The 12,565-nt window shown below is 55.7% G+C and carries 14 protein-coding genes; 4 read left to right on the forward strand and 10 right to left on the reverse strand.

Annotation, left to right across the window (positions count from 1 at the left end):
- Nucleotides 1-153 precede the first annotated feature (153 nt).
- The 3 genes from fieF to cpxP all read right to left on the reverse strand — a co-directional run bounded on the left by fieF (nucleotide 154) and on the right by cpxP (nucleotide 2,301).
- The gene (gene fieF, locus LRM19_RS19785; RefSeq protein WP_023309697.1) at nucleotides 154-1,047 is read right to left on the reverse strand and encodes a CDF family cation-efflux transporter FieF; all 894 of its coding nucleotides are present in this window, start codon (nucleotides 1,045-1,047) and stop codon (nucleotides 154-156) included.
- A gap of 255 nt (nucleotides 1,048-1,302) precedes the next feature.
- Nucleotides 1,303-1,599: a TM2 domain-containing protein gene (locus LRM19_RS19790; RefSeq protein ID WP_115876978.1), complete on the reverse strand. Its 297-nt coding sequence runs from the start codon at nucleotides 1,597-1,599 to the stop codon at nucleotides 1,303-1,305.
- 195 nt (nucleotides 1,600-1,794) lie between these two features.
- The gene (gene cpxP, locus LRM19_RS19795) at nucleotides 1,795-2,301 is read right to left on the reverse strand and encodes a cell-envelope stress modulator CpxP (protein WP_024909200.1); all 507 of its coding nucleotides are present in this window, start codon (nucleotides 2,299-2,301) and stop codon (nucleotides 1,795-1,797) included.
- Nucleotides 2,302-2,452: 151 nt separating this feature from the next.
- Between cpxP and cpxR the strand changes: the two genes are divergently transcribed.
- Nucleotides 2,453-3,151 (forward strand): envelope stress response regulator transcription factor CpxR, encoded by a 699-nt coding sequence (gene cpxR, locus LRM19_RS19800; protein WP_006179159.1) that lies wholly within the window; start codon nucleotides 2,453-2,455, stop codon nucleotides 3,149-3,151.
- Entirely contained in the window at nucleotides 3,148-4,521 is a 1,374-nt protein-coding gene (gene cpxA, locus LRM19_RS19805) for an envelope stress sensor histidine kinase CpxA (protein WP_045329509.1), read from the forward strand. The genes cpxR and cpxA overlap by 4 nt, the downstream gene beginning before the upstream one ends.
- A gap of 52 nt (nucleotides 4,522-4,573) precedes the next feature.
- Here cpxA and yiiM read toward each other — a convergent pair whose 3' ends face one another.
- The 6 genes from yiiM to LRM19_RS19835 all read right to left on the reverse strand — a co-directional run bounded on the left by yiiM (nucleotide 4,574) and on the right by LRM19_RS19835 (nucleotide 11,201).
- Nucleotides 4,574-5,248, reverse strand: coding sequence for a 6-hydroxyaminopurine reductase (gene yiiM, locus LRM19_RS19810; RefSeq protein WP_442876252.1), 675 nt, complete (start codon nucleotides 5,246-5,248; stop codon nucleotides 4,574-4,576).
- 70 nt (nucleotides 5,249-5,318) lie between these two features.
- Complete coding sequence (gene sodA / locus LRM19_RS19815; protein ID WP_003861999.1) at nucleotides 5,319-5,939, reverse strand: superoxide dismutase [Mn]; 621 nt, start codon at nucleotides 5,937-5,939, stop codon at nucleotides 5,319-5,321.
- 162 nt (nucleotides 5,940-6,101) lie between these two features.
- Entirely contained in the window at nucleotides 6,102-7,367 is a 1,266-nt protein-coding gene (locus tag LRM19_RS19820; RefSeq protein ID WP_149367353.1) for an MFS transporter, read from the reverse strand.
- Between the two features lie 44 nt (nucleotides 7,368-7,411).
- Nucleotides 7,412-9,535 carry an alpha-galactosidase gene (locus LRM19_RS19825; RefSeq protein ID WP_271369682.1) on the reverse strand — a complete coding sequence of 708 codons (2,124 nt, stop codon included), beginning with the start codon at nucleotides 9,533-9,535 and terminating at the stop codon, nucleotides 7,412-7,414.
- A gap of 104 nt (nucleotides 9,536-9,639) precedes the next feature.
- Nucleotides 9,640-10,635: a LacI family DNA-binding transcriptional regulator gene (locus LRM19_RS19830; protein ID WP_127732649.1), complete on the reverse strand. Its 996-nt coding sequence runs from the start codon at nucleotides 10,633-10,635 to the stop codon at nucleotides 9,640-9,642.
- A gap of 17 nt (nucleotides 10,636-10,652) precedes the next feature.
- Nucleotides 10,653-11,201, reverse strand: a complete 549-nt coding sequence (locus LRM19_RS19835) for a helix-turn-helix domain-containing protein (protein WP_023309744.1) — start codon at nucleotides 11,199-11,201, stop codon at nucleotides 10,653-10,655.
- 102 nt (nucleotides 11,202-11,303) lie between these two features.
- On the opposite strand from LRM19_RS19835, the gene LRM19_RS19840 reads away from it, so the two are divergent.
- On the forward strand, nucleotides 11,304-11,963 hold the full coding sequence (locus LRM19_RS19840; protein ID WP_008501825.1) for an AzlC family ABC transporter permease: 660 nt from the start codon (nucleotides 11,304-11,306) through the stop codon (nucleotides 11,961-11,963).
- A complete protein-coding gene (locus tag LRM19_RS19845) occupies nucleotides 11,963-12,286 on the forward strand; it encodes an AzlD domain-containing protein (RefSeq protein ID WP_111963949.1) in 324 nt (107 codons plus the stop codon). Before LRM19_RS19840 ends, LRM19_RS19845 begins: the two co-directional genes overlap by 1 nt.
- Nucleotides 12,287-12,325: 39 nt before the next feature.
- Here the strand turns inward: LRM19_RS19845 and LRM19_RS19850 are convergent, their stop codons facing one another.
- Nucleotides 12,326-12,538 carry a DUF1471 domain-containing protein gene (locus LRM19_RS19850; RefSeq protein ID WP_059446009.1) on the reverse strand — a complete coding sequence of 71 codons (213 nt, stop codon included), beginning with the start codon at nucleotides 12,536-12,538 and terminating at the stop codon, nucleotides 12,326-12,328.
- Between the last annotated feature and the right edge of the window lie 27 nt (nucleotides 12,539-12,565).

Raw genomic sequence — 12,565 nt, forward strand, 5'->3', positions numbered from 1 at the left:
TGCAAAATTGAAATCTGTTGCCGGAAGAAACTTATCGACCAACGAATACTGCAAATAGTATATCAATCCCTTCCAGCTGAATTGATTCAGGTCAGACCAAACGGCGGTAATTTATACACAAAATGCTGGCCTGGCTCACTTTTTTACAACGAATTACGAAAGCCCAACATGACCGGGTACAACCGAGCAGGGATCCTGGTGAATGATGACGTCTGAACCAGGAAAACGCTGCAAAATCGCCTGCTCGACCTGCTCAGCAATAACGTGAGCCTGTACCAGTGGCAGGTTGTCTTCCATTTCAATATGAATCTGTATAAAGCGGGTCGGCCCTGACTGCCGCGTTCGAAGATCGTGTGCACCGCTGACGCCGGGCCAGGAGGTCACGATAGAAAAAATTTCATTACGTTCTGAGTCCGGGAGGGCGCGGTCAAGCAGTGATTGCACCGCTTCATACCCCATCCGCAGAGCGCTATATAAAATATAGATACCAATCCCTAACGCAAACAACGCATCGGCGCGATGCCAGCCATACCAGGCCAGACCGAGCGCAATAAGAATAGCCCCATTCATCATAACATCAGATTGATAATGAAGCATATCCGCCCTTACAGCCTGACTTTGCGTTTTGCGAACAACCCAGCGCTGGAACGTTACCAGAACGAGTGTGCATATAAGCGCGACTATCGTCACAACGACTCCCACGCCGGGATCGTTCATCGGTGTTGGCGAGACGAGATGCTGAATGCCGGTTAAAAACAGGAACAGCGCAGAGCCGGAAATGAACATACTTTGCGCCAGCGCGGCCAGCGACTCCGCTTTGCCGTGCCCAAAAGTGTGCTCTTCGTCCGCTGGCTGCAGCGAGTAACGCACCACCAGCAGGTTGGTCAACGAGGCGGCAATATCCATCAGCGAGTCCACCAGCGCCGCCAGAATACTGACCGAACCGGTATACCACCACGCAAAGATTTTAATCAGTAACAGGCTGGAGGCCATGACGGTCGCCGCAATGGCGGCCCGGCTGACCAGTCTTCCATAGGATTGATTCATAAACGCTCCTGTCATGTTATGCCGCTAGTATAACGGAAGCATTGGGAGTCAAAGGATGAATAAACGGTTAACAAAAGAAATGACGAGCAAAAGACCTGTCGCAGATGAAGAGAAATAGATTATGCAGGATTACAATCACACTATTGATAGAAATGGCTTTTATAACGAGATATTCGCCCGTGACGTTCATCAATAAGAAAGCCCCGTTTAAAAGGGGCTTTCCTGATTTGAAACCTGAAAATGCTAAGTCAGCACTTAACCATATTTTCTGGCAAAGTCGTCTTCAGAGGTGCACAGATAGATAATAAACTCAATGAAGGCAATGACTGACGGTATGAAGGTCCAGCAAAAGATGAGGTAAAGGAATCCCTGGCCAATCTTACCTAAGTAAAATTTATGTGCGCCCAGGCCTCCTAAGAAGAAAGCGAGCAATGCTGCGGTAAGCTTATTTTTACTTCCTGCTGCAACCTGGCTTGCGCCACAATGCGGACAGGCCTTAGCGGTACTGTGCAACTCCTTGCCACATCCTCGGCAAAAAACCATTCCTGACATGATATCCCCTTTTGTTTCTTATCAGTAGCTTGCATATTTTACAAACAATTCAGAAAAATACTATTTTAAAAAGAATATATCGTCGGAATGAAAATAATGAGCCCTTGATTTAGGGGGGTAGAAGAAGGAATAAAAAAAACCCCCACATCATGTGGGGGAAGACAGGGATGGTGTCTATGGCAAGGAAAACAGGGTTTACTGGTTACTACGGGTACTGCTATTGCTACTGAAAAACGTCGTTTCTGAGCTTCGCTGCATCCGTGCAACCTCTCGCAGCTGGTCCATTCTCTGCTGATGTCTGGTGTTCAAAACCGCTTGCTGCTCGGGCGTTAGCAGATGGAACATCTGGTTGCGGACCTTCGCCATCTCTACCTGGCGGGCAACCTGTTCCTGTGCCATTTTTTCGGCCTGAGCGCGTACAGCGCTTTCGTCAAAATTTTCTGCGGTGACAAGGCGATGCATTGTCTCCATTTCGCTAACATTAACAGGGGGCTGGTCGTGTCTTGCCCTCTGCATCAGATCTCGCATCTGTTGACGCTGATGTTCGGTTAAACTTATGCCGTCAAACATATGGCTTTGGCTGCTGTTCTGCGTTGCGCCCTCTTGTAAGGGACTGTTATCGCTGATGATAGCTTCAGCAGCCTGGCTAAACGCACTGAACGCCAGCGTTGAGGCCATGACGGCAGCGGTAACTTTGCGCATCACTTGCTCCCAAAAATCTTTCGTGTCGCGATTCAACGAGAGACAGTCTACGATTCAGGCTGCAAACATGCGTCAGGGGGTGTAAAACAACGTAAAGTCATGGATTAGACAGCCTTGATGTCGTAATTTCTGCCTCGGAGGTATTTAAACAATGAATAAAATCCTGTTAGTTGATGATGACCGAGAGCTCACATCCCTTTTAAAGGAGTTGCTCGACATGGAAGGTTTCAACGTCCTGGTTGCCCATGATGGCGAGCAGGCGCTGAGTCTCCTTGACGACAGCATCGATTTACTTTTGCTCGACGTGATGATGCCGAAGAAAAACGGTATTGATACGTTGAAAGAACTTCGCCAGACACACCAGACTCCCGTAATCATGCTGACCGCACGCGGCAGCGAACTTGATCGCGTACTCGGCCTTGAGCTTGGCGCGGATGACTATTTACCAAAGCCGTTTAACGACCGTGAACTGGTTGCCCGTATTCGCGCTATCCTGCGTCGTTCCCACTGGAGCGAACAGCAGCAAAATACCGACAACAGCTCACCTACACTAGAAGTCGACTCCCTGAGCCTCAACCCGGGCCGTCAGGAAGCGAGCTTTGATGGCCAGACGCTGGAACTGACCGGCACGGAGTTCACCCTGCTATATCTGCTGGCGCAGCACCTCGGCCAGGTGGTTTCGCGTGAACATCTAAGCCAGGAGGTGCTGGGCAAACGCCTCACCCCGTTTGACCGCGCCATCGACATGCACATCTCTAACCTGCGCCGTAAGCTGCCTGAGCGTAAAGACGGTCACCCATGGTTTAAAACCCTGCGTGGTCGCGGTTATCTGATGGTTTCCGCTTCATGATAGGAAGCTTAACCGCCCGCATCTTCGCCATTTTCTGGCTGACGCTGGCACTGGTTTTAATGCTCGTACTGATGTTGCCAAAACTCGACTCACGCCAGATGACGGAGCTTCTCGACAGCGAGCAACGTCAGGGCGTGATGATCGAGCAGCACGTGGAAGCCGAGCTGGCAAACGATCCGCCAAACGATTTAATGTGGTGGCGCAGGCTGTTTCGCGCTATCGACAAGTGGGCGCCGCCCGGACAACGCCTGCTGCTGGTGACCAGCGAAGGCCGCGTGATTGGGGCCGATCGCAATGAAATGCAGATTATCCGCAACTTCATTGGCCAGGCGGATAACGCCGATCATCCCCAGAAGAAGAAATATGGGCGCGTAGAGATGGTGGGGCCTTTCTCCGTCAGGGACGGAGAAGATAATTATCAGCTCTACCTGATTCGCCCCGCGAGCAGCTCCCAGTCCGACTTCATCAACCTGCTGTTTGACCGCCCTCTCCTGCTGCTGATTGTTACTATGCTGGTCAGCTCGCCGCTGCTGTTATGGCTGGCGTGGAGCCTGGCAAAACCGGCGCGTAAGCTGAAGAATGCCGCCGATGAGGTGGCACAGGGTAACCTGCGACAACACCCTGAACTGGAAGCCGGACCGCAGGAGTTCCTTGCCGCCGGGACCAGTTTTAACCAGATGGTGAGCGCTCTCGATCGCATGATGACCGCACAGCAGCGCCTGCTGTCGGATATCTCGCACGAGCTGCGCACCCCGCTTACGCGCTTACAGCTTGGCACCGCGCTGCTGCGTCGCCGCAGCGGGGAAAGCAAAGAGCTGGAACGTATCGAAACCGAAGCTCACCGCCTGGACAGCATGATCAACGATCTGCTGGTCATGTCCCGCAATCAACAGAAAAACGCGCTGGTTAGCGAAACGGTGAAAGCGAATCACCTCTGGCACGAGGTGCTGGACAACGCGGCATTCGAAGCAGAGCAGATGGGCAAATCCTTCACCGTCAACTTCCCGCCGGGCCCGTGGCCGCTCTACGGTAACCCCAACGCGCTGGAAAGCGCGCTGGAGAATATCGTGCGTAACGCCCTGCGCTACTCGCATACGAAGATTGAGGTGGCGTTCTCGGTGGATAAAGACGGGATCACCGTCATTGTCGACGACGACGGTCCTGGTGTCAGCCCGGAAGATCGCGAGCAGATTTTCCGTCCGTTCTATCGTACCGATGAGGCGCGCGACCGGGAATCCGGCGGCACGGGGCTGGGTCTGGCGATTGTTGAAACCGCCATGCAGCAGCACCGCGGCTGGGTGAAAGCCGACGACAGCCCGCTGGGTGGACTGCGGTTAACGCTGTGGCTACCATTGTACAAGCGTTCGTAACCCCCTCACCCTAACCCTCTCCCCGAAGGGGAGAGGGCCGGGATCAAGGGCACTACTTACCCCACAATCTCCGGGAATTATCCTCGATCCTGCTGCTCAAACGTCGCTTCTGCATCGTTCTTGTCCAGCTGGTCGATAGCCCCGCAGCCGACAGCAGGCGATGATACTGCTCGTCATCAAACGGCATATGCCACGCAATGGCGCAGGCGTCATAAACAGACACCTCACTCAGGCGTGATACCAGCTCGAGCGGCGCATCTGCTGAAACCTGCCCGGCCAGCACCACCCGGTACAGCCAGCCGGTTTTACCCGCGCTTTGCATCTGAGCCGACATGTCATGAATACCGAAATGGAAGTTGAGCTTGAAGCACGGCGAGCGCGGCTGCGTCACCTGGATCAGGGCATCGCCCCAGCGGTAGATATCACCAATAAATACATTCTTTTCGGTAAGTCCTTCGGTGGAGAGATTCTCGCCAAACGCGGGAGCAACGAAGAGATCCGCCTGCTCCGGGAACTCTGCCTTCCAGTGCTGATAGTGCTCGCGCGGGTAGTGGCACAGCGCGCGCTCCGGCCCGCCGTGGATTTTCTTTTCGGCCTGCTCGTCGCCAGCAAGCCCGAGGTCGGTCAACGTCAGCTCACCGTCGACCTGAATTTTGGCGATGGCGCTCGGGCGGCTGCCGTCGTACTCCCTTACCTTGCCTGTAAATACATTCACCGGATAATGCATCGCTGCTCCTTTCTGCAGATACAAAAAAAGCGAGCCATCAGACTCGCTTCTCACAGGCGTCAATGCAACCTTATTTTTTAGCGGCGAAACGCGCTGCTGCTTCGTCCCAGTTCACCACGTCCCAGAACGCTTTAATGTAGTCCGGGCGACGGTTCTGGAATTTCAGGTAGTAAGCGTGTTCCCACACGTCCAGACCCAGGATTGGGAAGCCGGATGCGCCAGAGATCGCTTCACCCATCAGCGGGGAGTCCTGGTTAGCAGTAGAAACAACCGCCAGTTTGTCACCTTTCAGTACCAACCACGCCCAGCCGGAGCCGAAGCGGGTTGCAGCGGCTTTCTCGAACTCCGCTTTGAAGTTGTCAACGGAACCGAAGTCGCGCTCGATAGCCGCTTTCAGGTCGCCCTGCAGGGTGGTACCGGTTTTCAGGCCTTTCCAGAACAGGCTGTGGTTTGCGTGGCCGCCCGCGTTGTTACGCAGCACGGTTTTCTTGTCCGCTGGCAGCTGGTCCAGCTTGGTGATCAGCTCTTCAACAGGCAGGTTAGCGAACTCTGGCAGGCTTTCCAGCGCGGCGTTCGCGTTATTCACATAGGTCTGGTGGTGTTTAGTGTGATGGATTTCCATCGTCTGCTTGTCGAAATGCGGTTCCAGTGCGTCGTAGGCATACGGCAGGGATGGCAGTGTATAACTCATAATCCTCTCCATTATTGTCGGGCGGCACAGCTGTTAATGCCGCGTAAGCAGTTGGTTCATTATAGTTAATTAAATGATATTGAAAATGATTATCAATGCCGTAGTTTTTATAAGGTTATTCATTTTTTGACCAACGCAGGAATAGTGAATGTGTTCAGGGCGTTAATGGACTTCCAGCGCCTTATTGCCTGCCGCAATCTCCTCCCTGCTGCTGAGCGTAAACGCCGACACCACCGTAATCGCCAGCACGAAACAGCCCAGCATCAGATACGTCTCCTGGAAGCCGATCCGGTCATACATATTTCCGGCAAACGCGGAGAGAAAGATCGCTGCCGACTGTTTGGCAAACTGGAAGCCAATCAGGTAGATAGTCGCCGAAAGACGCGTATCAAACACCCCGGTGATGTACTTGAAGGCCCCCACCAGCAGGAACGGCACCTCCAGCGCGTGCAGCATCTTCAGGGCAATCACTTCTACGGCGGTGGTGGCAAACGACGAGCCGATAATGCGCGTCGCCATAATCACCCCGGCGATGAGCAGCGTGTTTTTCGCGCCGATGCGGTTAATGATCCATGGTGAACAAAACATGATGATCGCGTTGCAGATTTCCCCGGCAGTGGTCGCAAAACCAAAGGCGCGAGTGCCCTCCTGCGGCGTGGCGAAGAACGTTTTGAAGAAGGTAGCAAACTGCTGGTCAAAGACGTCATAGACGCAGGCCACGCCAATCACGTACAGAATAAACATCCACATCCTGCGCTGACGGAACAGGCTAAAGACCGTTTTCGCGGTGATCTGCGGCTGGTTGGCACCCAGCGCATTCATCACCTGCGCCGTCTGGTTGGGTTTTGGCTTCGCGACCACCAGCAATAGCATCAACAGCAGCGCCGCCGCCGAACCCATCCAGAAAACATACGACGGATCGATGCCGAACAGGATCCCGCCCGTGGAGGCGCATAGCCCCCAGCCGAGGCAGCCAAACATGCGCGCCTTACCGTACTCAAAAAAACTGTTACGGCTCACGCGTTCAATGTAGGCCTCAATGGCCCCTGAGCCCGCCGAAAAGACAAAGCCGATATACATGCCGCCGCTCAGCGCGCCCAGCCAGATGTTGGCTTTTAGTAACGGCGCGAAGACGTAGAGGAAGAAAGGGGCAAACAGGAACAGCAGCACGGAGATGATCCACAGCAGGTGTTTTTTTAGCCCCAGTTTATCCGAGATCACCCCAAGCACCGGCTGGAAGGCAATGGCCGAGAGTGAGATGCAGGAAAAGACGATGCCGGTATGGGTTTTGTTCAGGCCGATGATATCCGACAGCCAGATCGGCAGGAACGGAAAGCAGGTGGCCATGATGAAGAAGTAGAGAAAGAAGAACAGCCCGAAGATCCAGAAGTTAGGGTTGTCTTTGTGGGTACAGGTTGTTGTGTTCATTATTTTTATCCTCAACGGAGGGCCGGCTGTCCGGCCCGTCACCTTTACACGCGTTCAACGCCAATCAGAACGGCGGTTTCCGGATCCAGAATCGGCAGCGCAATGCCCGCCTGCATCAGCCACTCGCCGCTCGCCGTTTGCGGTGTTTCCATCCATGCCGGCAGCTTGCGCATGGTATGTCCCCCCTCACCGGTGATGTGAATATCAGGGTGATCGAGCAGCGAAATACGATACTGCGCGCTGGGCTCAAGCCCCGGCATGCGCAGCGGCATCATCAACGTGTAGTCCGGCATGGCGAGCTGGCTGACGATAAACAGCCCCTGCGTTTTATCTTCGCTCACAATACCCTGTGCCAGCGTAGTGGCATCAGGCATATCCACGCGCCATTGTGTGCCCTGATGAATAACCTCGCGCCACTGCCTGTACAGCGCGGCGTAACGGCGATAGCCTTCGCGCTCCTTCTCATCGACGGTGAGGGGATCAAGTTCCAGCCCCATATGGCCAAACAGCGCCGTTAGACCGCGAAATTCAATGCTGTGCTGGCGGAAGGTGGCGTGACATTTATGATGACCGATATGCGCCCCCATCACCTCCGGCGGAAAGAAATAGCTCATGCCGCGCTGGATGGTGTTGCGCTCCAGCGCATCGTTGTTGTCCGAGGCCCAGAAGCGGTGGCAGCGCGTCAGCACCTCATAGTCAATTCGCCCCCCGCCGGATGAGCAGGATTCAAATTCGATGTGCGGAAAACGTTCACCCAGCACGTCCAGCAGGCGATAAAACTGGCGGGTTTGCGCGTCAGCGGCGGCCTTCCCGTCGTGACCCGGCTGTACCAGCTCACGGTTCATGTCCCACTTCACGTAGTCGACTTCATGTTCACCCAGAAGCCAGCTCATGCGTTCCACAAGATAATCAAATGCTTCCGGGATACTCAGATTGAGCACCAGCTGGTGCCGCCCGGTGTGTTGTTTGTAGCCCGGCAGTGCCAGCACCCAGTCAGGGTGCGTGCGGTACAGATCGGAATCCGGGTTGATCATCTCCGGCTCAACCCAGATGCCAAACTCCATACCGAGCCGTTTGACGTGGTCGATCACCGGCGTCAGGCCGTTCGGGTATTTTTTCTCATCCAGATACCAGTCGCCCAGCGCGGCATGGTCGTCATTACGGCCTTTGAACCAGCCGTCGTCAATGATGAAGCGCTCCACGCCCAGGGCGGCAGCCTCGTCGGCCATGCGCATGATGTAGTCCGGATCGTGGTTGAAGTAGATCCCTTCCCAGGTATTGAGGTGCACCGGGCGCGGTTTGTTTTCCGGGAAGCGGATAACGTTGTTGCGCAGGTAGCGATGAAACGGCTGGCTCATGCCGTTCAGGCCATGCGTGGAATAGCTGGCATACAGGCGCGGCGTCCAGAGCGTATCGCCCTCCTCAACCGCCATTTCGCCCGGCAGGTAGAGGGCTTCAGCCTGCAGATAGCGGCGGCCGTCGGTTTTGGCTTCCGCACGCAGGCGGTGGTTGCCGCTCCAGCCCAGATGCACGCCCCAGACGTCGCCGTGCATTTCGCTGAACGACGGCGTCCCGGCAATCAGCGCCGGGAAGTGTTCATGGGAGGTTTTACCCCGGCGGTTTTCAATCACAAAGCTGTCGTGTTCAAGCGTCACGCGATGCGGCTGAAATTCCCGGATCCAGCGACCGTGGAAGGCCATCACCTCCTGAGCGCGTTCGGCCACCGGCAGCGTGACGGCGAAACGGTCCACCTGCCACGCCTGCGCTTTCAGGTTCGTTAAACCGTGACGAACCACCAGCACGCCGCTGGCATCCAGCGCCAGCTCGCTGGTCAGACGCAGGCCCGCATGTTCATCTTCCGCCGTCACCGTCAGGGTTTGTCCTGACTGCTGTACGTCTGTGGTGGTGAACATGGGTGAACCGTCCAGCCCCTGCCGATGCCCCTCAATGCCGGGAGCACCAAACAGACCGTGCCCCAGCTCGGCCATCAGCGTGACCGGGGAGTCGACGTCAAGCCTGCCGTTGGCAACAGGGCGCGCGATCATAGCAACATCCTGTGGCGAAAAGTGCTGAAGGTGCGGCCCCCAGTAGAGAATTTCGGCGAACGGGTACGTTTTGATCACCACATCTACCGTGTTGCTTTCAAGTCGTAAAACGGAATCTTGCATCAGACATCTCCTGTCATCGGGATGATCTGAGTGTTGATCCGAAACGTTTCGGATACAAACCAAAACGTTTCGGTTTTGTGATCGGGTTTAGAAAATGGAGAGATTCAGGCCGTTTGGCCGGGAGAAAATTCGGGCTGCCAGAGCACCTGAAGCCGTTCAATATCGTCGCCGTTAATCAGCTGACGCACCATATCGGCAATCTGTTTCCCGACGCCCTGGCGGGTGGACTGGATCACTGCCGCCACGTCGGCATCGACGATACTGTCCTGCGGGAGCCCGTCATAAACAACCAGCGCAACGGCGCTCTCGCCGGTCAGACGGCCCAGCTCTGCCAGCGCCATCGCCGCGCCGTCACCGTGAGTGTTGCAGTCGGTAATGATGGCCGTGGGCGGCTGCGACAGCGAGAGAAGCTCTTTCGTGGTGGCATAACCCACGCGGCGCGAAGGGGGCATGGCGCGCAGCCATTCGCTGGAAAGCCCGGCTTCCCGCAACGCGTCCAGATAGCCCTGACGACGCTGGGTGATGAATGCCTGATTGTTGCTTTCGCCCAGTAGGGCAATGCGCTGATGGCCTTTCCCGATTAGCCAGCGTGTAGCATTGTACGTACCGGCATAGTTGTCGAAGTCGAACCACGCGTACGGCTGCGGTAGCTGGCTGCGACCAAGCGCCAGAAAGGGAAATCCGGCGGCCTGCAGCTGCTCAAGTCGCGGATCGCGATCCAACGTGTGGGCCACAATCAGCGCATCCACGCGGCGGCTTTGCACCATGCGCATATAGCTGTGCTTATCCGCCAGATCGTCGTCGGCGATAAGCAATAAGTCGATCTCATGTCGCGCCAGTTCGTGGCTAATTTCGCCGACCATGTCCATAAATACGCTGTTATTGAGCGGAACAGGATGGACCGGGAACACCAGCCCAACGGCATCAATTTTGCCCATCTTCAGGCGGCGGGCGAAAGTGTTAGGCCGATAGCCGCGTCGCTGGGCTTCCGCTTCTACGCGAGCGCGCGTCTCGGCGGAGACGTCGTCATATCCGTTGAGGGCGCGGCTGACGGTGGTGACTGACAGCCCCAGTTCTTTGGCAATGGCTTTAAGCGACATGAGTTTCCGTATCTCTGTTAGTTTTGTTCCGCCACCAGCAGCGCGTAAGTGTCTGGCTCCAGGGCCTTGAAGATGTGCGGCTGGTCGGCGGGATAACAAATGTAATCCCCTGCGCCGAGCTCTTCCGCCGCGTCGAGCAGGCCGACCAGCGCCCGGCCCTGCGTCACAATAATATGTTCAACAGAGCCCGGCGGATGCGGCTGAGAAATACGATCTGCGCCCGGTTGGGTCATCAGAAGATAGACATCGCGGCGCGCGCCGGGTGGGCATGCCGCCAGTAAAATGGCTTCATAATTAGCCTGTCCGGCGACCACTTTTGTCCCTTCACCACGGCGGATCACCTGCGTGGTCGGCAACTGCGGCTCAAGCAGGCGGGCGAAAGGAATATCCAGCGCCACGCAGAGCGACCACAGCGTTTCCAGGCTAGGGTTACCGTTGCCGGACTCCAGCTGGGAAAGCGTGGATTTAGCGATCCCGGCACGGCGGGCAATTTCCGCCAGCGAAAGCCCGGTGCGCAGACGTTCCCGCACCAGACTTTTAGCGATCAGGCTGATTGGCTGCGTCATATAACGGCCTCTTGTTCTATAAAACGAACGAATCGTTCGCCTTGAAAATCAGTTTCGTTGCGTTCATTATAATGGATACACGTTCGATATGGCTAAAAATGTATGAAGCATCATCTCTCTTGTCTGAAAGGCGACACCATAAAAGCAATCATCCTGGTCTGCCTCGCGGTGGGCGTGGTGGGAATGTCCTACGGCTCGCTGGCGATGGCCTACGGTTTCCCGGTCTGGGTGCCGTTTGTGCTCTCCATCACCGTACTCGCGGGCGCGTCAGAGTTTATGTTTATCGGCATTGTAGCAAGCGGCGGTAACCCGCTGGCGGCTGCAGCCGCGGGTTTGCTGGTCAACGCGCGCCACGTGCCGTTTGGCGTGACGGTGCGTGAGCTGGTCGGTAAGCGCGGTCTGAGCCTGTTGGGCTGCCACATCATGAACGACGAAAGCGTGGTGTTTGGCCTGTCGCAAAAAACCGCCGAGCAGCGTAAAGCCGCCTACTGGCTGTGCGGTTTAGGCGTCGCCATCGTCTGGCCGCTTGGCGCGCTGCTGGGTGCCATGGTCGGCAAACTGCTGCCGGACCCGGAAACCATAGGCCTGGATGCGGTATTCCCGGCGATACTGCTGGCATTAGTGGTTCCCGCATTTAAAAACCGCACCACGCTGATACGCGCCTGCAGCGGTGCCGTTCTGTCGCTGGCCGCCGTGCCGTTTGCCCCGGTAGGTCTGCCGGTACTGCTCTCTTTACTCGGTCTTGCCGCGAGGAAAAAATAATGGAAAACATGACGTTCTTTATTCTCGGCATCGCCATTTTGTCTGCGGGAACCTATTTGATGCGTCTTGGCGGAGCGAAACTGGGCAGCAGGCTGGCATTGTCAGAGCGTTCACAGGCGCTGCTGTCAGATGCGGCAACGGTATTGCTGTTTTCCGTGGCGCTGGCGACCACGTTTTATGAAGGTGACCACTTTGCCGGCATGGCGCGCGTGCTGGGCGTGGCGTTTGCAGTGTTTTTGGCCTGGCGGAAGATGCCGTTAATTGTGGTGATCGTAGCGGCGGCAGTGGTAACCGCGCTGCTGCGCGTGGCGGGCATAAACTAAAAAAGCGCCCCGGGGGCGCTCTTTCGACGGTGTGACAGCTTATTTAGTCAGTTCAGCGGTCATGTGTACGCGGTTACCTGAGAACGCCTGGGTAATTTTGTACGATGACGCGCCGGCTTCCTGAGCCTGAGCCGCGATTTTAGCTTCTGCGCCATCAATGGTAGAGGCGGTTGCGGTTACGGTCTGTGCAGCGAAAGAACCGAAAGAAGTAGCCAGAGCGATTACAGCGACAAAATTTTTGATGCTTTTCATGATATAAACCCTTTCATTAAGTTGTTT

The sequence above is a fragment of the Enterobacter sp. PI-10 genome (genome assembly GCF_027947695.1).
GTDB lineage: Bacteria > Pseudomonadota > Gammaproteobacteria > Enterobacterales > Enterobacteriaceae > Enterobacter > Enterobacter vonholyi.

Coding starts and splice junctions, on each gene's coding strand:
- LRM19_RS19850 (WP_059446009.1), bottom strand. CDS start 12,538: ATGAAAAGCATCAAAAATTTTGTCGCTGTAATCGCTCTGGCTACTTCT.
- LRM19_RS19820 (WP_149367353.1), bottom strand. CDS start 7,367: ATGAACACAACAACCTGTACCCACAAAGACAACCCTAACTTCTGGATC.
- LRM19_RS19790 (WP_115876978.1), bottom strand. CDS start 1,599: ATGTCAGGAATGGTTTTTTGCCGAGGATGTGGCAAGGAGTTGCACAGT.
- cpxR (WP_006179159.1), top strand. CDS start 2,453: ATGAATAAAATCCTGTTAGTTGATGATGACCGAGAGCTCACATCCCTT.
- sodA (WP_003861999.1), bottom strand. CDS start 5,939: ATGAGTTATACACTGCCATCCCTGCCGTATGCCTACGACGCACTGGAA.
- cpxA (WP_045329509.1), top strand. CDS start 3,148: ATGATAGGAAGCTTAACCGCCCGCATCTTCGCCATTTTCTGGCTGACG.
- cpxP (WP_024909200.1), bottom strand. CDS start 2,301: ATGCGCAAAGTTACCGCTGCCGTCATGGCCTCAACGCTGGCGTTCAGT.
- fieF (WP_023309697.1), bottom strand. CDS start 1,047: ATGAATCAATCCTATGGAAGACTGGTCAGCCGGGCCGCCATTGCGGCG.
- LRM19_RS19825 (WP_271369682.1), bottom strand. CDS start 9,535: ATGCAAGATTCCGTTTTACGACTTGAAAGCAACACGGTAGATGTGGTG.
- LRM19_RS19840 (WP_008501825.1), top strand. CDS start 11,304: ATGAAGCATCATCTCTCTTGTCTGAAAGGCGACACCATAAAAGCAATC.
- LRM19_RS19835 (WP_023309744.1), bottom strand. CDS start 11,201: ATGACGCAGCCAATCAGCCTGATCGCTAAAAGTCTGGTGCGGGAACGT.
- yiiM (WP_442876252.1), bottom strand. CDS start 5,248: ATGCATTATCCGGTGAATGTATTTACAGGCAAGGTAAGGGAGTACGAC.
- LRM19_RS19830 (WP_127732649.1), bottom strand. CDS start 10,635: ATGTCGCTTAAAGCCATTGCCAAAGAACTGGGGCTGTCAGTCACCACC.
- LRM19_RS19845 (WP_111963949.1), top strand. CDS start 11,963: ATGGAAAACATGACGTTCTTTATTCTCGGCATCGCCATTTTGTCTGCG.